Source organism: Streptomyces pallidus (ex Mingjun et al. 2026) (assembly GCF_051550185.1).
Classification (GTDB): Bacteria; Actinomycetota; Actinomycetes; order Streptomycetales; family Streptomycetaceae; genus Streptomyces.
On the sequence record NZ_CP196181.1, the window covers coordinates 4,352,270 to 4,371,375 of the forward strand.

The window sequence follows — 19,106 nt, forward strand, 5'->3', positions numbered from 1 at the left end:
AACGGTATCCGCTGCGCCCTCGACGGCTCCACGGGCCGCACGCGCTACCTTTCGGAAGGGCGGTACGGGGCGGTACGGGAGGAGCCGGGCATGGAGATCGAGAGCGACCACCTCGTCTACGAATACCTGAGCCGTGTCGGGGACTTGGCGCAGCAGCGGCAGATGCCGTCCGGTGACCGGATGCGCCTGGTGGCGGGGCTGCGGGACGAGATCGACCGTCGGCGCGCCAAGTACGAGCCGGAGACGCCGGACGCGGTCCGGCACATCCTGCGGCGGATCGGCACGCCGGAGGACGTCCTGGACGGTGTCGGCACGCCGTCGGGCGAGGACGCGGCGCCCCGGGCGGAGGCGGGGGCGGTCCCGGCCCAGCGGGCCCCGCGCCGGGTGGCGCCCGCGGCGGACCGGGCCGAGCCCGACTGGTGGCGCGTCACCCCGAGCCCGTACGGCGGTGCGGTGCAGGGGCGGGGGCCGCAGGTGGAGGGCTTCACGGGCGGGATCGAGATCCCGGAGCTGTTGGTGCGCCCGGAGGACCGCGAGGAAGCGGAGGCGGAGGCCGGGAAACGGCCCGGCGGGGCCACCGAGAACACCGAGAACGCCAAGGACGCCAAGGCCGTCGGGGAGGCCGCGCCGAAGCAGACCCTGGCCCGCTACGTGCGGGAGCGCCGGCGCGCGAAGAAGGAGGCCGCCGCGGCCCCGGAGGCGGCCCCGGCCAAGGCCCCGGCGGCGGCGGCGCCTTTGCGGCCCCACGCTCTCCTCCTCCTGGCCGCGGCCGTCCTGGTGGCCGGGGTGGTGACCGGCTTCTGGCTGCTGTTGATCGGCGGCTGGGTGCTGGCGTACGCGTCCCGGGTGCTCGGGCCGACCGAGCGGAAGGCGGTCGTGTTCGGGCTTCCGGGTGCGGTGTTCGCCGGGGCGGTGGTGTGGCTGTGGGGCCGACTGGAGGGGCGCTGGGGCGAGCCGCTGACGGACGAGGGGCTGGGCGGCGTCTTCCAGGGCATGTGGCCCTGGCTGGCCCGCGGCGCGGCCCTGGCCTCCGCGGCGTACCTGATCTGGCGCGCCCGCCGCCGCTGACCCCCCCCGGGCCCCGCCCGCCCTCCCCGCCGGCGGGGCCGGCGGTTGCCGTGCGGGGCCCGTGTCCCCGGCCGGTGCGGGGTGTTCGCCCGGGGTTCGCGGCGGGGTTGCGGGGGGTTCGGTTCCGGGCGGGGCCGGCTCGGCAGAATGGGGCGCATGACCTCCGAGACCTCCGTGCCCGCCCCGCTGACCGTCGGCTTCGACCTCGATATGACGCTCATCGACTCGCGGCCCGGCATCCGGGCCGCCTACCAGGCGCTTTCGGCCGAGACGGGGACGTTCATCGACGCCGACGAGGCGGTCACCCGGCTCGGGCCGCCGCTCGAACAGGAGCTCGCCCACTGGTTCCCGGAGTCGCGGATCGGGGCCATGGCCGACCGGTACCGGGAGCTGTACCCGGCGTACGCGATCGAGCCGACGCTGGCGATGCCAGGTGCCCGCGAGGCCGTCGCGGCCGTGCAGGCGCTCGGCGGCCGGGCGATCGTCGTCACGGCCAAGCACGAGCCGAACGCCCGCCTCCACCTCGACCACCTCGGCATCCGCGCGGACGCGGTGATCGGCTGGCTGTGGGCCGAGGCCAAGGCGGAGGCGCTGCGCGCCTACGGGGCGCAGGTGTACGTCGGCGACCACGTCGGCGACGTGCGCGGCGCCCGGACCGCGGGCGCGCTGTCGGTCGCGGTCCCCACCGGCCCGTGCCCGGAGCCGCAGCTGCGGGAGGCGGGCGCGGACGTGGTGCTGCCGGACCTCACCACGCTGCCGGACTGGCTGGCGGAGTACGTCGGGAACGGGCGGGCCGCCGTGGCCGCGCAGGTGGGCTGAACGGGGCCCGGTGCTCCGACGCCCAACGCTCCGACGCTCAGCGCTCCGTCGGGGCCGTCTGCGACGGTGCCGTCGCCGCGCGGGCGGCCCGGCGCTGGGCCGCCGCGGAGCGGAGCACACCGGCCGCGGAGATCGCGAAGCCGACGCCCATCAGCATGCACATGGCCCATGCGTACGACGGCAGCGGCTCGGTGTGGAGGAACAGCGGGGCCATCGTCGCGAGGGTGGCCACGGCGCCGAGGATGAAGACGATGCCACCGGCCCGCACGAGGCCGTCGCCGGGCCGCGGTTCGTCGGTGTGAGGAGTAACAGTCACCCGACCAGGGTAGTTCCCTGGCCTGAGCAGCCGACAGCGAAGAGCCGGCGAAGGACCGGGGATCGTCTTGTCACCTGCCCATCGCCCACTAGCCTGGAGTCGGCGGGTCACCCATGGCCCGCTGCGCTGTTATCCGGAGCCGCAGAGGCGGCCGACCGGACCCGACGAGCAAGGACAGAGGACAGACGTGCCCACCGGCAAGGTCAAGTGGTTCAACAGTGAGAAGGGCTTCGGCTTTCTCTCCCGGGACGACGGCGGGGACGTCTTCGTCCACTCGTCGGTACTCCCGGCCGGGGTCGACGCGCTCAAGCCCGGCCAGCGTGTCGAATTCGGTGTCGTCGCAGGCCAGCGCGGGGACCAGGCTCTTTCGGTGACGGTGCTGGACCCCGCTCCTTCCGTGGCTGCCGCGCAGCGCCGCAAGCCCGACGAGCTGGCCTCGATCGTGCAGGACCTGACCACGCTGCTGGAGAACATCACCCCGATGCTGGAGCGCGGCCGCTACCCCGACAAGGGCCACGGCACGAAGATCGCCGGCCTGCTGCGCGCGGTCGCGGACCAGCTCGACGTCTGAGGTTCCCCCGTGTCCCACGGTGCCCCGTCGCTCTCCCGAGTGGCGGGGCGCCGCCGTTCGCGGCCCCGTTACGGGAAGGACAGTGCGTCCGGCGCGATGGCCGGGACCAGCCCCTCCGCCGCCGCCCGCGTGAGGAGCCCGCGCACGGCCGCGTAGCCGTCGTCACCGAGGTCGGCGGTGAACTCGTTCACGTACAGCCCGATGTGCTGGTCGGCGACGGCCGGGTCCAGCTCCTGCGCGTGGGCGCGCACGTACGGGCGGGAGGCCTCCGGGTCGTCCCAGGCCATCCGGACCGAGGCGCGGGCGGATTCGGCCAGCGCCCGCAGGGTCTCGGCGCCCAGGGACCGCTTGGCGATGATCGCGCCGAGCGGGATGGGCAGGCCGGTGGTGTGCTCCCAGTGCTCTCCCATGTCGGCGAGGCAGTGCAGCCCGTAGTCCTGATAGGTGAACCGTGCCTCGTGGATGACGAGCCCGGCGTCCACCCGGCCGTCCCGCACCGCCGGCATGATCTCGTGGAACGGCAGCACGACGACCTTGCCGACGCCGTCCGGCAGCACGTCGGCCGCCCACAGCCGGAACAGCAGGTAGGCGGTGGACCGCTCGCCGGGCACCGCGACCGTCCGCCCGGCCAGGTCCAGCCCCGGTTCCCGGGCCAGGACCAGCGGCCCGCAGCCCCGCCCCAGCGCCCCGCCGCACGGCAGCAGCGCGTACTCGCCGAGCACCCACGGCAGGACGGCGTACGACACCTTCAGCACGTCCAGCTCGCCGCGCTCGGCCATGCCGTTGGTGAGGTCGATGTCGGCGAAGGTGACGTCGAGGGCGGGAGCCCCGGGCACCCGTCCGTGCGCCCAGGCGTCGAAGACGAAGGTGTCGTTCGGGCAGGGCGAGTAGGCGATCGTGAGCGGGTGCGCCCCGTCAGGATGCGCGGCCGTGCTCAGGTCGGTGCTCATGGCGTTCTCCCCAGTGGACGAGTACGGGCCCCAGCGCGCGGAATCCCGCGGTGAGGGCGGCCAGCGCGTCGCCGATGCGCCAGGCGGCCCGGTCCCGCGGCCCGACGGCATTGGACACGGCGCGGATCTCCAGGACGGGCAGGCCGTGCGCCGCGGCCGCCTCGGCGACCCCGAAGCCCTCCATGGCCTCGGCCCCGGCCAGCGGGTGCCGGGCGGCGAGTTCGGCGGCGCGTGCTGCGCTGCCGGTGACGGTGGAGACGGTCAGCACGGGCGCGAGCAGCGCCCCGGTGGCCTCGGCGGCGCGGGCGGCGAGCTCGGCCGGCGGCAGGTGTGCGCTGCGGCCGAAGCCGAGCTCCTGCACGTCCTGGAAGCCGTCCGGGGTCTCGGCTCCGAGGTCGGCGGCGACGATCGCGTCGGCGACGACGAGGGAGCCGGGCGGTGCGGCGGGCTGGAAGCCCCCGCCGATGCCGGCGGAGACGACGAGGCCGTAGTCGGCCAGCGCGAGGGCGGTGGCCGTGGCGGCGGCGCCCGCGGCCGGACCGACACCGGCGACGAGCACGTCGGCGGCGAGGCCGGGCAGGTCGCGGCGGGCGAGGAGCCAGCCGCCCGGGAGCGCGCGCGGCTCCGGCGTGGCGGGGTCCGGGTGGGGCGTGAGTCCGGCGGCGACGGAGTCGGCCTCCGCCGCCACCGCGGTCACGATCAGCGCGCGCACGGTCGCCTGCGCGGTGCTACTTGAGCTTGATGTTGAAGGCCCAGACGGCGAGCGGCTTGCCTTCCCCGCTGACCTGGACGATGTTCAGCTTCTTGGAGGACGGGGCCTCGCCCTGGCCGCCGGTGGCGAAGATGTCGGCGCCCGGGAAGCTGCGGTACGTGTTGGACGACGGCTCGGTGATGGGCTGCCCGTCCAGGACGGCCTGCCAGCGGTTGCCGTCCTCGACGATCTCGGGCTCGACGCCCAGGCGCAGGGTGTCACCGCGGCCGTACTCGACGGACTTGGCGTCCTTCGCGTCGGTCAGGCACTCCTGGACCTTTTCGATGGACAGCTCCCCGCCGTCCTGGCAGACGGCTTCGGAGGACACCGACGAGGTGCCGACCGTCACGGTCGCCAGCGGGGTCGGCTTGTCGCAGGCGGAGAGGACGAGGAGGCCGGCGGACACGGCAGCGAGGGCCGCGACGCTGCGGCGGCCCTTACCCGAGATAAGCGGTGCGGTCATGAGCCGAAGGCTATCGGGCCCGTGCGCTCCCCCGCCGCACGGGGTCCCGCCGACCTGCGGCGCGCCGCCGAGGGCCCACCCGGCCAGGCCCGCCCGACACCCCCGGAGCCCGTCCCGGGGCCCCTCCAGCGCCCCGGTCAGGCCACGCGGGGCCGCGGGGAGTCCGAGTGGTGGCGGGGGGCCGACAGCAGGCCGCGTACGGCCATGGCCGTGCCCGCGGCGACGATCGCGGCGGCCACCGCCATCCCCAGCACCCCGTTCAGCGGCAGCACGATGCCGATCGCCCCGCCCAGCACCCACGCCACCTGCAGCAGCGTCTCGGACCGGGCGAACGCCGAGTTCCGCACCGCCTCCGGCACGTCCCGCTGGATCATCGCGTCCAGCGACAGCTTCGCCAGCGCCTGGCAGAACCCGGCCGTCGTCCCCAGCACCGCCACCATCAGCCCGCTGTAGAACACCGCCGAGAGGACCGCGACCCCGAGGGCCAGCGCGAGCACGGCCGCGACGATGCCCTCGGGGGCCCGTGCCTTCAACCAGGCGCCCACCGCCGTTCCGCTTGCGTTCCCGAGCCCCGCGCAGACACCGACGATGCCCAGCGACACCGCCGCGCTCTGCCCGGACAGCGGGTGCTCCCGCAGCAGGAACGCCAGGAAGAAGATCAGGAACCCGGACAGGCCGCGCATCGCCGCGTTGGCCAGCAGGCCGCACAGCACCGACCGGCTGACCGTGCGCAGCCCCGGCTTCTTCGAGTGCGGCTCGTGCGTGGACAGCCGGGCCCGCCGCTCGCCCTTGGCGTCGTCCACCCCGTGCGGCAGCGTGAACGCCGCGAACGTACCTCCCAGGAAGATCAGGCAGGCCCCGTACAGCGGCCACTGCGGTCCCACCGTGTTCAGCCCGGCCGCGACCGGCGCCGCCGCGCCCGTCGCGAGCAGTCCCGCCAGCGTCACCCGCGAGTTGGCCTTCACCAGGGAGAAGGACGGCGGCAGCAGCCGTGGCACCACCGCGCTGCGCACCACCCCGTACGCCTTCGAGGCCACCAGTACGCCCAGCGCCTCCGGGTACAGCTCCAGGCTGCCCGTGGCCACCGCGCCCGACATCAGCAGCGCGAGCACCGCCCGTGCCAGCATCGCCGCGGCCATCGCCGCGCGCCGCCCGTGCGGCAGCCGGTCCAGCAGCGGCCCGATCACCGGGGCCAGCACGGCGAACGGGGCCATGGTGATGGCCAGGTAGAGGGCGACCCGGCCGCGTGCCTCGTCCGTGGGTACCGAGAAGAACACCGTGGACGCCAGCGCCACCGTGATCATCACATCGCCGGCGCCGTTCACGGCGTGCAGTTCGATCAGCTTGCCGAGCCCCGACTCGCCCGCCCCGTGCGCGTGCGTCGCCCGTCGGATCCCGCGCGCCGTACCGGTGACGGGGAGGTGCAGGGCACGCCCCACCGCCCGGCCGGCCCGTCTGGCCGGTCCCGAGCCGTCACGCGACGACCGTGCGGGTGCCACACTCGACATAGTGCCCCACACGCCTGCCGCGGTCCCTTCCCGGCGCGTTCCGCGGCCGCGGCCCGGCCGGCCTCGCAGAGAGCCCGGAACCGCGTTCCGGTTACGGTCGCGTCGCAGGGTTGTCCGCGAATCGGACCTTGCATGTGGGCCACGGGCGTCGAAGGAGGTAGCGTGCGTAGCGCGCCACCGGCGGTTGCTCTTGGCCGCGCGCCTCTTCGCGATCCCGCAGAATGGATTGCAGGTGGGTGTGCCCGAGGCCGATCGGGCGCGGACGTCGACGCGGCCCTCAGGTCCGCTCCGCTCGCGCCACGTACGGACAGGACCGACGGGTCGTTGTGGACGACAGTACGGACGGCGCACTCGTGAGACGGCGTAGGAGAGAACGAGACCTGTGAGTGCTGCGACGACGCGAAGCCGTACCCCCGACCGCCTGTGCGCCGAGGCGGTGGACCTCGCCCGCGGGGCGGCCGAGGAACTTGCCGCGCCCGGAGTCGTGGGCGAGCACGTGGCCGTGATCGCGGAGGGCGACCGCGTCGTCACGCACTTCTTCGAGTGCAAGGACCCCGGCTACCGGGGCTGGCGGTGGGCCGTCACCGTCACCCGCGCCTCCCGCGCGAAGAACGTCACCCTCGACGAAACGGTGCTCCTGCCCGGCTCCGACGCCCTCCTCGCCCCCGAGTGGGTGCCGTGGAGCGAGCGGCTGCGCCCCGGCGACCTCGGCCCCGGCGACCTGCTGCCCACCGACGCCGACGACCTGCGGCTGGAGCCCGGCTACTCCGGCGAGGACGCCCCGCCGCCGAACTCCGCCGTCTCCCACGAGATGGCCGAACTGGTCGAGGCCGAGGACGCCGACGTCACCGACCGCACCGTCGTCCCCGCCCGCGGCTCGATCACCGCCGTCGCCGAGGAACTCGGCATGCGGCGCGCCCGCGTCCTGTCCCGCTACGGCCTGCACACCGCCGCCGACCGCTGGGACGAGGGCTACGGCGCCAAGACCCCGATGGCGCAGGCCGCGCCCGCATCCTGCGTCTCCTGCGGCTTCCTCGTCGCGATCGGCGGCTCCCTCGGCCAGGCCTTCGGCATCTGCGCCAACGAGTTCGGCCCCGCCGACGGGCACCTGGTCTCCCTCTCGTACGGCTGCGGCGGCCACTCCGAGGCCGCGGTCATGCCGAAGCCGCTGCGGCCCGCACCGCCCGTCCTGGACTCGATGGCCGCGGACGAGTTCCCGCTGCGGCCCGCCCCCGACACCGGATCGGTGCCGTCGGCGGACCTGCCCGCCGCGGACCTCGGGCACTCGTAACCCCCGCCCGGGACGCGCACCGCAGCCCCTCGGCCCACCGGCCCGCACGGCGTACCCTCGGCGCATGGGGGGCATCGCGGGGAACGCGGCGGGGGACGGGGAGCGCGGCATGGTCGGGCGCGAGGGCCGGGTCACCGGCACCGTCGGACCGGGCCTGGTGGGCGAGGTCATCGTGCGGATCCGGGGCGGCGCCGAGCACTTCCTCGCGTACCCGGCGCCCGGGACCCGCCGGCTGCCGGTCGGGACCGTGGTCACGGTCGTCGAGTACCAGCCGCCGCGCACCGTGTACGTGATGGCCGCGTACGGGCACTGAGCCACGACGGGGTGACGCCGGTAAACCCGGCAGCGCCCGTTTGTGACTCCGTACCAAGACGGCGACAACACCGTGCAGACGTCTTCTGCGCGGCGCCGGGGCGGGCGCACACTCGCACCCTCGTCAGTGCCGAACGGCACTGCGCGGAGGGGGGAGTTGCCGATGGACGTCGGCGTCATCGCGGGAATCGTTCTCGCTGCGGTCCTTGCCCTGATCGGCCTGTTCAAACTCATGTGGCGGGTGGCCGAACCCAACGAGGCGCTGGTCATCTCCGGTTCGGCGCACAAGACCGAGGGCCTGGGCGACGGCATGGGGTTCCGGATCGTCACCGGGCGCGGAACGCTGGTCGTCCCGGGCGTCCAGGCGGTGCGGAAGCTGTCGCTCGACCTGAACGAGACCCAGCTGTCGGTGGACTGCGTCACCCACCAGGGCATCCCGCTGCGGGTGAAGGGCGTGGTCATCTTCAAGATCGGCGACGACCTCGTGTCGATCGCCAACGCCGCGCGCCGCTTCCTGGACCAGCAGAAGATCATGCCGGAGCGGGTGCACATCGTCTTCGCCGGCCATCTGCGGGCCATCGTCGGCGGGTTGACGGTCGAGGACATGATCCGCGACCGGGAGAAGCTGACCGGGCAGACCCGGGCCGCCTGCGGTACGGAGATGGAGAAGCTCGGCCTGATCGTCGACTCGCTGCAGATCCACGAGATCGAGGACCCGACCGGCTACATCAAGAACCTGGCCATGCCGCACGCCGCCGCCGTGCAGCGGGACGCGCGCATCGCCCAGGCCGAGGCCAACCGGCTCGCGACCGAGGCCGAGCAGACCGCGTCCGCGCGGATGGCCGAAGCCACCCGCGACAGCGAGATCCTCCAGGCCGGTTACCAGGCCGAACGGGACAAGGCCGCGGCCACCGCCCGGCAGGCCGGACCGCTGTCCGAGGCGGCCGCCCGGCAGGAGGTCGTCGTCCAGGAGACGCGGGTCGCGGAACTGGAGGCGTACCGGCGCGAGCAGCAGCTCCAGGCCGACGTCCGCAAGCCGGCGGACGCGGCGGCGTACGAGATCCGGACCCGTGCCGAGGCGGATCGCGACGCCCGGATCTCCGCCGCCGAGGCGCTGGCGCGGGAGACCGAGCTGGCGGCGGCCGCGGAGGCGACACGGGTCACGACCGCGGCGAAGGCGGACGCGGCGGCGACCGAGGCGCGGGGTACGGCCGCGGCGACGGCGACCCGCGTCACCGGTGAGGCGGAGGCCGCCGCCACGGAGGCGAAGGGCCTCGCGGAGGCGGCGTCGGCCCGGGCGAGGGGCCTCGCGGAGGCCGAGGGGATCAAGGCGCGGGCCGCCGCGCTGGCGGAGAACCAGGAGGCGGTCGTCGCGCAGCAGCTGGCCGAGAACTGGCCGGCGATCGTCCGGGCGGGGGCCGGAGCGTTCGAGAACGTGGACCACATGGTCCTGCTGAACGGGGCCGAGGGCATGTCGGAGATGTTCACTAAGGCCCTGACCATGGGTGGCGCCGGCCTGGGCCTGGCCCGCCAACTCCTGTCCACGATGTCCCCGCCGCAGCCGCAGCCGCAGCCGCAGCCGCAGCCGCAGCCGCAGCCGTCGCCGGAGCCGCAGCCGTCGCCGGAGCCGCAGCCGCAGCCGGCCCCGACCCCGATCCCCATCACGGAACCCTGACCCGCGGCGCGCTGCCTGCGGGCCACCGTGGCCGAGCGCGCAGTTCCCCGCGCCCCTGAGCGGCAGCCCCTGGGCCGGGCAGCCGCACGGCGGGGCCGGGGCCCCCGGGGCGGTCGGCCGCAGACCGTGCGTGCGCAGTTCCCCGCGCCCCCGGGCAGCAGTCCCCGGGCCGGCAGCCGCACGGCAGGGCCGAGCCCTCGTGCCCAGGCCCGAGCACCCAGGGGCGCGGGGAACTGCGCGAACAACCACGCACGGCCCGCACTCGCCCCTCGGCGGGTGGGCGGGCGGGTCGTGCCCGGGCCGGGGCCGGTGGGCCGGGCGGTGGCCCCCGGGGCCATCAGCCGGGCAGGGGCGCGGGGAACCGCGCCGGAGGGGTCGCGGGCCGGCGGAGCGCTTAGGCTCGGCGGCATGAGGCTATTCGCCGCCGTCCTGCCTCCCCCCGCGGCCCTCGAAGAGCTCCGCCGGGCCGTGGACCCCGTCCGGGACCGCCGGCTCCGCTGGACCTCGGAGCCGGGCTGGCACTTCACCCTCGCCTTCATGGGCGAGGTCCGGGACGAGCTGCTCCCGGACCTCCACGCCCGCCTGGCCCGCGCAGCCCACCGCACGGACCCCTTCCCGCTCCGCCTCCACGGCATCGGCCACTTCGGCGACCGCGCCCTGTGGACCGGCGCCGCCGGCGGGCTGGACACGATGCGGCTGCTGGCCGAGCGGGCCGACGCCGCGGCCCGCCGGGCGGGGGTGCCGATGGACGAGCACCGCCGGTACACCGCCCACCTCACCCTGGCCCGCGGCCAGGGCGGCACCCCGATGCGCCCGTACCTGGACGCCCTCGCCGACTTCGAGGGCAGCCCCTGGCAGGTCACCGAGCTGAGCCTGGTCCGCAGCAACCTGCCCGCGGGCGGCGTGCCCGGGGAGCGCCCCCGCTACGAGGTCGTGGGCGCGTGGGCCCTGGGCGGCGCCCCGCCGGCCGCCCCCGCCGACTGACCCCGCCGACGCACCCCACCCACCGCCCGCCACCGCGCCCCTCCGTACGGGGAGCGGCGGCGGTCGCGTTAGGCTCGACGGGTGGATCCCAAGACCCGTAACCGTGTGATGGCCGGCGTGCTCGTGCTGATGTTCGTCGTCGTGGCCGTGGCGGCCGCCGTCGGGCAGTAGCTGCAGCCGGCCGGCCCCGACAGCGACCCGACAGGCCACGCGGGCCCTGCAGGGCCCTACGGCGGCCGCGCCCTGCCGCGCTACCAGGCGAAGGCCTCCGGGGAGGTTCCCGGGCCCGGGAACACCTCGTCGAGCCCGTCCAGGACCTCCTGCGACAGCTCCAGCTCCACCGCCCGCACCGCGGACGCGAGCTGCTCCGGCGTCCTCGGGCCGACGATCGGCCCCGTGACGCCGGGCCGGGTGAGCAGCCATGCCAGGGCCGTCTCGCCCGGCTCCAGCCCGTGCTTGTCGAGCAGGTCCTCGTACGCCTGCACCTGCGCCCGTACGGCCGTGTTGGCCAGCGCGTCCGCCGACCGCCCGGAGGCGCTCCGCCCGAAGGAGGCCGCCTTGCGGATGGCTCCGCCGAGCAGCCCGCCGTGCAGCGGGGACCAGGGGATGACCCCGAGGCCGTACTCCTGCGCCGCCGGGATGACCTCCATCTCGGCGCGCCGCTCGGCCAGGTTGTACAGGCACTGCTCGCTGACGAGGCCGAGCCGGCCGTGCCGGGCGGCGGTCTCGTTGGCCTGGGCGATCTTCCAGCCGGGGAAGTTCGAGGAGCCGGCGTAGAGGATCTTGCCCTGCTGGACGAGGACCTCGACGGCCTGCCAGATCTCCTCGAAGGGGGTCTGCCGGTCCACGTGGTGGAACTGGTACAGGTCGATGTAGTCGGTGTTCAGCCGCTTGAGGCTGGCGTCGACGGCCCGCCGGATGTTCAGCGCCGACAGGCGGTCGTAGTTGGGCCACGGCGCGCCCTCGGGGGCCATGCTGGCGTAGACCTTGGTCGCGAGGACGGTCTTCTCGCGGCGGCGGTCGCCCTGCGCGAACCAGGTGCCGAGGATCTCCTCGGTGCGGCCCTTGTTCTCGCCCCAGCCGTACACGTTGGCGGTACCAAACAATCTATTTTGACGCCGTGCCCGCCGGGACCCTAGCGTCGATCCCCAAGGACCACAGGGGATGGGGAGAGCAAGTGGCAAGACTCCTGGGAGTAGTCCGTCTGTCGAAGGTGTCGGACGAGACCACATCGCCGGAGCGCCAGCGCCGATCGATTCAACGATGGGCCGACCAGGAAGGGCACGTCGTTGTCGGGTGGGTCGAGGACATCGATGTATCCGGCGGTGTCGAGCCGTGGAAGCGCCCTGACTTCAGCAAGTGGCTGCCGTCCACCATCGGCAAGGAGGCCAGCTCGATCGAGCACCGGATCGCGCTGGAGGAGTCCCGGGCCGACGAGTACGACATCATCTGCGCGGTGAAGCTCGACCGCCTCTCACGGCGTGTGCTCCACGTGCACACGCTCGTGGAGTGGTGCGAAAAGCACGGCAAGGAGGTCGCCACCGTCGAGGACGGGATCAACCTGAACACGCAGATGGGCAAGCTGCTGTTCAGCCTGATCGCTTCCTTCGCGGAAGGGGAGCTCGAAGCCATCAAGGCCCGGGCAAAGTCCTCGTACAACCACCTGGTGAAGGAGGGGCGCTGGCGCGGTGGCCGAATCCCGTACGGCTACCGGGCGGAGAAGCAGGACACCGGTGACGGCTGGCGGCTGGTCCCGGACGACTACGGAACAGACACCGCCGGGACGCTGCGCGAGATCGTCCGCCGGCTTATCGAGGGCGAGTCGGCGAACAGCATCGCCCAGTGGCTCAATGAGGACCCGACCAAGACTCCGGTATCGCTCGACGCTCAGCTCATCAGGAACGGCAAGCCCCCGAAGGGCGGCCGGTGGACCGCCGCAAACACAGCCAAGGTGGTGCGCTCCCTGAACGTTCTCGGTCAGATGGAGGTGACGGAGGAAGTTGTCATCGACGGCCAGAAGACGAAGCGAACCCGCGTTGTCCGTGACACGGAAGGGCGCCCTCTCCAGCGGGCGGAGCCGCTGATCACTCAAGAGGAGTGGGAGCTGGCGAACAAGAAGCTGGACGAGAACACCAGCAAGCGCAACGGCAACCGGAAGGGCGGCTCCCCGATGCTCAGGATCGCCTTCTGTACCTGCGGTGAACCCGCCTACCTCGGCCCGGGGCGGAACTGGCCCTACTACCGCTGTGCGTCCCGGACCACGCACAAGCCCTGCCCTACGGGCAGCAAGGGCATTGCGGCTCATGTGCTGGAGGGAGCCGTCGAGGAGGTCTTCCTACGCGCGGCCGGCGATGTCGAGATCGTGCGGAAGGTCTTCCGCCCGGGCATCGACTTCACGCGGGACATCGAGGAGGTGAACCGCGCGCTGGCCGAGCTGCGAGAGGACCGCGAAGCCGGTCTCTACTCCAGCGAGCTGGGCAAGCAGGAGTACCGGGAGACGTACAAGCGGCTGGACGCACGCCGCGAGCAACTCATGGCCCAGCCCACCCGGCCAGACGGCTGGGAGGAGATCCCGACGAATGAGACCTACCGGGAGCGCTGGGCGAAGTTGTCGACCCAGCACGAGAAGGGCAAGGAACTCCGGGCAGCCGGAGTCAGGGCGGTCATCCACGCCGAGAAGCTGCCACCCATGACTGCCGTGCAATCTATGTCCCCAGAAGGACATGACGGCATGTGGCAGGAAGGGAAGGGCCGCGTGCAGGTCTTGATCCCGATGGACTTCAAGCGCCGGGTCCGGGATTTGGCGGCGGTGCACAGCGAGAGCTGATTGTCTCCTCTTGGATGACAAGAGGGCCCGGCTGCGGGCCCTCCTCTGCTCTGTAGCATTCCTGCCAGGTCGCCGCCGTCGCTCCCGACTGCACGAGACCGAGTCCGGGCCCGAAGCCTGGGCACCCTGTGAGGACCATGCCGGCCGTGGCTGGTCCACCCCCGCGAAGAAAGGGAGGCACATGTCCCGCCACCAGGCGGGGGTAACTGGCGTACCCGTGCGCCGCACAGGAAGGAGCCGCGCTCAGTGGCTATCCACTTCGGTACTGGCCGCTCTTGGGGCGGAATCTCCCAGCATGAGTACCGGCGCATGGCCCAGGACTCCCGGCACCAGCTCGCGTACCGCGTCCACTTCGCCGCCCTCGGGTGGGCCGACTGCCAGGGCCACGCGAGCTTCGGTCCGGGGAAGTTGGCCGCTCTACTGGGCAAGGAGGACCAGCCTCTGTCGGACCAGAGCGCGACCAATGCCGTCATCCGAGCGAAGCGGCTGGACCTCGTGTCACCGCGATCCGGGGCCGCTTGCCTCGTCGTCCCTCCACACCTCTTCCAGAAGAGGAAGGGCGCACCGGTCCCCTGCCGCATCCACCAAGACCGATAGGCACCGCTCCCGCGTGTAGTCGACACACGCCTCACGTGTACCCACAATGCCTCTGAGCTGCGGAAACAGACGCTTCCTCTCTTATCTATTTGCCCTCACAGTGCGGCCCCTGCCGGGGCCGACAGTGCAAAGCGGCATGCTCAGCAACGGCGAAGGGAAGCGAGGCGCGGCAGCGCCCTCAGCGGCAAAGGCAAGGGGCGGCCGTCAGGCCGTCGTAGCCCGAGCCTGCTTCGAGAGAGCGGCCCCGCAGGGGCCCAAACGAAGGTCGGGAAAGCTAACCAGGTGGGGCGCTGCGCGCCCCCAATGGAGCGAAGCCACGAAGGACAAGCCTCAAGGGGCTGCACTCTTGTGCAGCCTCCTGACCACCGGCCGGATGGGGTGAGGCGGCTTGACCTGCGTATTCTTCCCAGTCGCCTCCTTCGCCGCTGTCTGAGGGCCTTGGGAACTGTGGCAGGATTTCAGCGGCCAAGACGTGGCGGTCTGCCTTGCCAGGCTCAGGGGGTCATACCCCACCCCTTCGCCGCCGTCCGTCCGAGGACGTCTGAGGCACCGCTTCCCACGATGCGGCCGTGGGCTATCCCGTGCGCTCGACCCACGCGAAGGACGTGCACCAGCGGCGGAAACCTTGGTGCTCCGTTCGACCTGTGTGGCTCATGCACTCGATGTCCACCGCTGCTCCGTCGTCCGAGGCCGGCGCCTGCCAGGCGCAGCGCAAACACTCGGCCTCGAAAGTCATGTCCGACCCCAGGTGCCGAGTGATGCGGTGTTCCACGTACCGCAGGACCGAGCGCGTCATCACGACCTCCGAGTCCGGTGCGGATGGTTGCGGATCTCCACGTCGGCGTCCGTCGCCGCCGACAGGTCACCCAGATCCCGAGCCTCCTGGCGCTGCGCGACCAGCGCTCTGCACACCCCACACCCGTCCGCCGGTTTCGGCGGCACGTTCGGCAACGACAGGTACATCGGCCCCGACATCGTCGTCTTCGCTCTGCTCACGCCGTGCGCCTCCCCGCTCGTTCAATCGGTAGAGACGATGGTCCAGCCGTTGATCAGCGGGATCTAGCCCGTTTCCCGTTCACGCAAGAATCCGTCCCGGATGTCATCGAGCATCGCTCGCATGGCGTCGCCGACGGTGGCCACTGAGGCGAAGCGCTCGTACTTGTCGACGTACAAGGCGACATCCCTGGGATCGGTCACGATCACCTCGGCGTGCGTGGTCTCGACCGTCACCATGCGGTCGTCCCGAATGACGAAGGAGTGCCCCGGCACGTCGGTCTGCGGACGGTCCAGGGGAACGACTCGGACGTCCACGTTCGGCAGGCGGGAGACGGAGGCGATGCGGTCCAGCTGTCCGGCCATCATCGCGGGCGGAAGAAGACGCCAGCGCAGCACGGGTTCCGTGATGACGAAGCGGAGCTGTTTTCCGGTGTCGTACAGCACTCGTTGACGCTCGATCCGAGCCCCGATGGTTCGGGCGAGCTGGTCCTCGCTCAGTCCCTTGCCTTGCAGCACGGCGCGTACATATTCGGGTGTCTGCAACAGACCGGGGACCAGGGACGGCTGGAACAGCCGCAGAAGCTTCATCGAGGCTTCCAGGGCCCGGATCTCCTCCTGCTTCCGATGGAAGCCCATGCGTCGGAACAGCCGCCAGGCCGTCGCCTCGGTGGCCTGAGCGCGTGCCGCGGCCATGTACTCGGCCTTGACCTGCTCGGACACATCCAAGGACGTAAGGATGCGCTCCACGTCCACCACGCTGGGCGCCATGTGGCCGTTCTCGATCTTCGACAGCTTGGCGGTGGACATGACGGCGCTGCGTGCGACGGCTTTGGCTTCCTTGCCGGATGCCTGCCGGAGCGCCCGCAGCGCCGATCCCAGTTCGGTTCTGTTCACCCGCCGTACTTCGCCCACCATTCGGGGAACGGCTCGGCGTGAGCGAGAGCCGTGTCTCGGTAGCGGACGAAGTCCGCCGCACGCCCGGCCTCAAGGAAGTCCGGCCCGAGGAACGCACCCGTGTCGTCGTAGTTCATGACGACCGGGGAGGTCTCGTCGAACAGCCAGAAGTCCGGCGCCCCTTCCACAGGGTTCGGCTTCTCGGTGATGTCCAAGATGAAGAACTCCTCACCGCCCGTCATGTTCTTCATGTACCCCCAGCCGAGCTCGTAGCGTAGGTAGGCCGTCAACGGTCGGGAGACGATGTGCACCCGGTACATCCGTCTGCCGGCCTGCGTGGCGGCTCGGACGGTCTCGACCCACCCCTCGTTGTAGTCCTCCGGCTGCGGCTCACCCGCGAGGAACGCGCGCAGGTTCTCTGCGCTCGACGGCACGTTGTAGTCGTCCAGGATCTCCAGCCGGAACGCTTCTCGCTCGAAGGTCTTGAACCGCTCAGTCAGGTTGCTAGATGAGCTGATCACGGATGGCCTTCCGGATGAGTTCGATGGGGATCTCCACCAGGGTCTCGTGCGCCGGGATCGCCAGCCCGTGGTCGGCCGGCACCCCACCCTGCACGAGAAGGGTGTCCCGGTCAGTCGCGTACAGCGTGGGACAGTCCCCGTTCTCACAGGTCGTTACGAGCTTCCTGACCTCCACGCCGTGCCCCCTTGCTGCGGTTGCCGTCTGGTCAGGGCTCATCGTTCCGGCTCCCGCGAGGGGAAGACAAGGGCTCCTGGTTTCCGCAACGGGAAACCCAAACCCCACCTCGGGCCGCCAGCGGACCGTAACACTGGCCACACCCTCACCGAGCGCTAGATCCTCGAACCACTCCCCGCAATCCGATCTTGCGACCATAATGTGACGCAACTGCACGAGTGGCATGCGAGCGACGAGTTTGGGGTGGACAGTTCATGAACCCTCTCATCCAGGGGCTTTTCAAGAAGTTTCGCGAGGAAGAAGAACTCCTGAAACTTAAGGACTCGGACGCCTTCGAGCTGTTCGCTGCAAGCTTGATCCTCCCAAGCGATCTTATTTCACAAACACAGAAGAGCGATCTACTGCTCGACAAGGGCACGGCCGGAGTCGACGTCATCGCACTCGAAATCAACGGCCAACTCGCATGGGACGTCGACGACGTCAAGGAGATCTGCGACGCTACAGCAAAACTGGAGGTTTCACTCCACTTCATTCAGGCGAAGCAGTCCGGGTCGGTTTCAGGGTCTGAGATCCTGAACTTCGGGGACACTGTTCGAAAATTCCTCAAGAATGAAGGGTTCCCCGGATATCCTCGAATTGAATCTTTGTCCGAAGCGCTCGGTTCTATTTTTGAGAACTACGCGAGCCGACTCAAGACCTCCCCAGCAGTCTTGCTGTCCTTTGTGACGACCGCCCCCAAGCCATCGACAGCAGCCGAGAGTACTAAAGGTAAGATCGCCACTGTAGCCGAACAAATCTCCAACCTCGGATTTGTCGGCAAGGTAACGATGTCCGTCCTAGGCGCAGACGACATCCACGACGCATGGGTCAAGAGGAATCACGCCAACGAGGTGGAGATTCAGCTTGAGAAGCAGGTTAACCTCCCCAAGATGCCCGGCGTAGACCAGGCAATTCTCGGAGTTGTCTCGGTATCAGAACTCTTGAAGTTGATCGAGAACAGCGACGACGGATCCCTGGATGAGCGAGTCTTCTACGACAACGTGCGCGGGTTCAAGGGAGAAGACAACCCCGTCAACAAGCAGATCATGACCACATTGACGTCAGCAGAGCGAAACCTACTCCCCGTCCTCAACAACGGCGTCACCGTCGTGGCCTCGGAGTACTCACCCAAGCCTGGTGACGCCGTTGCCGTATCCGGCTACCAAATCGTGAATGGCTGCCAAACCAGCCATTGCCTTCATCTCTCGAAAGAGTCTCTCGGCGAGGCAATTTCCACTGTGTACGTCCCCATCCGCTTGGTTGTAACGGGCGATGAGGAAGTAGCAACACAGATCATCCGCGCAACAAATTCTCAGACCGCAGTCCAAGAAAACGACCTAGTGGCTCTGACGAAGATCCAGAAGAAGCTTGAAGACTTCTACCTTCTAGACACGGCCGACGTGAAGCTCACCTACGAACGACGCTCAGGGCAGTTCTACAAGAAGGAAGTAACCAAAACAAGGATCGTCACCATTGCGGATCAGATGCGAGCGATCACCGCAATGTTCCTTGACTCGCCTCACGCAGCAGCACGATATGCACACCGACTCTACGGTGACGTAGGGGATTCCATCTTTCGGGATGACCACAGACTCCTCCCCTACGTGGCGAGCGCTTTTGCGGCGTACAAGCTTGAGAACGCATTCCGAACGGGCTTGGACTCGATCTTCAAGCCCGCGCGTTACCACATTCTTATGGCATACAAGTACCACGTACTTGGCAAGAACTCTGCACTTCTTGATGACAAGAAGTGCGAAGAGCAGAGCTTGGAAATTATCGCCGCGCTCAAGAAGCCCGAGCAGGTACCCGTATTCCGCACCGTTGCAGAGATGGTGGCTGCGGCTGGTGGAGGTCAACTCCCAACTCCAGACCGCCTTAAGCGCCAGCCATTTACACAGGACCTCATCCGCTCATTCCTCAAGTAGCGGATGGCCGGGCCGGCTTGCCGGACAGCCACAAACGGACCGGCCCGCGACTCCCCCATGAGGTCGCGGGCCCGTTCGGTGGTTCCAGGTCAGTCACCCAGCGGGAGGTAGACGCGGTTGCCCGAGGCCGCGAACTCTGCCGACTTCTTGAGCATGCCTCGGCGACCTCTTCCTCCGAGGCCGCCGGCTCAACGCCGCCGAACTGCTCAGCGATGCTTCTGCTGATGTCCATCGACCTGATCACCGTCGACGACATCAGGCTCCTGCCCGTCTCCCCGGTCGACACCAAGGGCTTCTACCGGCTGGTCGATGCCGCATGAGGGGCCGACCGCCAAGACCGTACGAAGGGCGGTGGTCAGCCGTCTGTGCATCAACGCGACCATGCGCGTTGATGCATAAATCGAGGGCTGTGCGGGCCGCTCTT

General features: G+C 70.6%; 19 protein-coding genes and 1 pseudogene. 10 read left to right on the top strand and 10 right to left on the bottom strand.

Features of this window, described 5'->3' with window-relative positions:
- Positions 1-90 precede the first annotated feature (90 nt).
- Positions 91-1,068, top strand: coding sequence for a hypothetical protein (locus ACSHWO_RS19260; protein ID WP_438313336.1), 978 nt, complete (start codon positions 91-93; stop codon positions 1,066-1,068).
- A 156-nt stretch (positions 1,069-1,224) separates the two neighbouring features.
- Positions 1,225-1,887: an HAD family hydrolase gene (locus ACSHWO_RS19265; protein WP_438313338.1), complete on the top strand. Its 663-nt coding sequence runs from the start codon at positions 1,225-1,227 to the stop codon at positions 1,885-1,887.
- A 37-nt stretch (positions 1,888-1,924) separates the two neighbouring features.
- Here the strand turns inward: ACSHWO_RS19265 and ACSHWO_RS19270 are convergent, their stop codons facing one another.
- Positions 1,925-2,203 (bottom strand): hypothetical protein, encoded by a 279-nt coding sequence (locus ACSHWO_RS19270; RefSeq protein ID WP_438313340.1) that lies wholly within the window; start codon positions 2,201-2,203, stop codon positions 1,925-1,927.
- A 187-nt stretch (positions 2,204-2,390) separates the two neighbouring features.
- Between ACSHWO_RS19270 and ACSHWO_RS19275 the strand changes: the two genes are divergently transcribed.
- Positions 2,391-2,774, top strand: a complete 384-nt coding sequence (locus ACSHWO_RS19275) for a cold-shock protein (protein ID WP_125548056.1) — start codon at positions 2,391-2,393, stop codon at positions 2,772-2,774.
- A 68-nt stretch (positions 2,775-2,842) separates the two neighbouring features.
- Here ACSHWO_RS19275 and ACSHWO_RS19280 read toward each other — a convergent pair whose 3' ends face one another.
- From ACSHWO_RS19280 to ACSHWO_RS19295, 4 genes are all read right to left on the bottom strand, one after another.
- Positions 2,843-3,724, bottom strand: coding sequence for a 1,4-dihydroxy-6-naphthoate synthase (locus ACSHWO_RS19280; RefSeq protein ID WP_438313342.1), 882 nt, complete (start codon positions 3,722-3,724; stop codon positions 2,843-2,845).
- Entirely contained in the window at positions 3,690-4,436 is a 747-nt protein-coding gene (locus tag ACSHWO_RS19285) for a futalosine hydrolase (RefSeq protein WP_438313344.1), read from the bottom strand. The genes ACSHWO_RS19280 and ACSHWO_RS19285 overlap by 35 nt, the downstream gene beginning before the upstream one ends.
- 16 nt (positions 4,437-4,452) lie before the next feature.
- On the bottom strand, positions 4,453-4,938 hold the full coding sequence (locus ACSHWO_RS19290; RefSeq protein WP_385848797.1) for a DUF2771 domain-containing protein: 486 nt from the start codon (positions 4,936-4,938) through the stop codon (positions 4,453-4,455).
- Positions 4,939-5,075: 137 nt separating this feature from the next.
- On the bottom strand, positions 5,076-6,446 hold the full coding sequence (locus ACSHWO_RS19295; protein ID WP_438313346.1) for an MFS transporter: 1,371 nt from the start codon (positions 6,444-6,446) through the stop codon (positions 5,076-5,078).
- Positions 6,447-6,828: 382 nt separating this feature from the next.
- On the opposite strand from ACSHWO_RS19295, the gene ACSHWO_RS19300 reads away from it, so the two are divergent.
- From ACSHWO_RS19300 to thpR, 4 genes are all read left to right on the top strand, one after another.
- On the top strand, positions 6,829-7,737 hold the full coding sequence (locus tag ACSHWO_RS19300; RefSeq protein ID WP_404241325.1) for a DUF3027 domain-containing protein: 909 nt from the start codon (positions 6,829-6,831) through the stop codon (positions 7,735-7,737).
- Between the two features lie 109 nt (positions 7,738-7,846).
- Entirely contained in the window at positions 7,847-8,050 is a 204-nt protein-coding gene (locus ACSHWO_RS19305; protein WP_438319161.1) for a hypothetical protein, read from the top strand.
- 162 nt (positions 8,051-8,212) lie between these two features.
- On the top strand, positions 8,213-9,724 hold the full coding sequence (locus ACSHWO_RS19310) for a flotillin family protein (protein ID WP_438313348.1): 1,512 nt from the start codon (positions 8,213-8,215) through the stop codon (positions 9,722-9,724).
- 408 nt (positions 9,725-10,132) lie between these two features.
- Positions 10,133-10,708, top strand: coding sequence for an RNA 2',3'-cyclic phosphodiesterase (thpR, locus tag ACSHWO_RS19315; protein ID WP_438313350.1), 576 nt, complete (start codon positions 10,133-10,135; stop codon positions 10,706-10,708).
- Positions 10,709-10,959: 251 nt separating this feature from the next.
- Here the strand turns inward: thpR and ACSHWO_RS19320 are convergent, their stop codons facing one another.
- Positions 10,960-11,814 (bottom strand): aldo/keto reductase, encoded by an 855-nt coding sequence (locus ACSHWO_RS19320; RefSeq protein ID WP_438313352.1) that lies wholly within the window; start codon positions 11,812-11,814, stop codon positions 10,960-10,962.
- 71 nt (positions 11,815-11,885) lie between these two features.
- On the opposite strand from ACSHWO_RS19320, the gene ACSHWO_RS19325 reads away from it, so the two are divergent.
- Positions 11,886-13,535, top strand: coding sequence for a recombinase family protein (locus ACSHWO_RS19325; protein ID WP_438313354.1), 1,650 nt, complete (start codon positions 11,886-11,888; stop codon positions 13,533-13,535).
- 1,171 nt (positions 13,536-14,706) lie between these two features.
- Here the strand turns inward: ACSHWO_RS19325 and ACSHWO_RS19330 are convergent.
- From ACSHWO_RS19330 to ACSHWO_RS19345, 4 genes are all read right to left on the bottom strand, one after another.
- Positions 14,707-14,928, bottom strand: a complete 222-nt coding sequence (locus ACSHWO_RS19330; protein ID WP_438313356.1) for a DUF7848 domain-containing protein — start codon at positions 14,926-14,928, stop codon at positions 14,707-14,709.
- 263 nt (positions 14,929-15,191) lie between these two features.
- Entirely contained in the window at positions 15,192-16,022 is an 831-nt protein-coding gene (locus ACSHWO_RS19335) for a helix-turn-helix domain-containing protein (RefSeq protein WP_438313358.1), read from the bottom strand.
- Positions 16,019-16,543 (bottom strand): DUF6879 family protein, encoded by a 525-nt coding sequence (locus tag ACSHWO_RS19340; protein ID WP_438313360.1) that lies wholly within the window; start codon positions 16,541-16,543, stop codon positions 16,019-16,021. Before ACSHWO_RS19340 ends, ACSHWO_RS19335 begins: the two co-directional genes overlap by 4 nt.
- Entirely contained in the window at positions 16,527-16,718 is a 192-nt protein-coding gene (locus ACSHWO_RS19345) for a hypothetical protein (protein WP_438319163.1), read from the bottom strand. The genes ACSHWO_RS19340 and ACSHWO_RS19345 overlap by 17 nt, the downstream gene beginning before the upstream one ends.
- 254 nt (positions 16,719-16,972) lie before the next feature.
- Between ACSHWO_RS19345 and ACSHWO_RS19350 the strand changes: the two genes are divergently transcribed.
- The gene (locus ACSHWO_RS19350) at positions 16,973-18,682 is read left to right on the top strand and encodes an AIPR family protein (protein ID WP_438313362.1); all 1,710 of its coding nucleotides are present in this window, start codon (positions 16,973-16,975) and stop codon (positions 18,680-18,682) included.
- Positions 18,683-18,912: 230 nt separating this feature from the next.
- Positions 18,913-18,999 (top strand): annotated as a pseudogene (locus tag ACSHWO_RS19355) (ATP-binding protein); the annotation flags it as partial.
- Positions 19,000-19,106 lie beyond the last annotated feature (107 nt).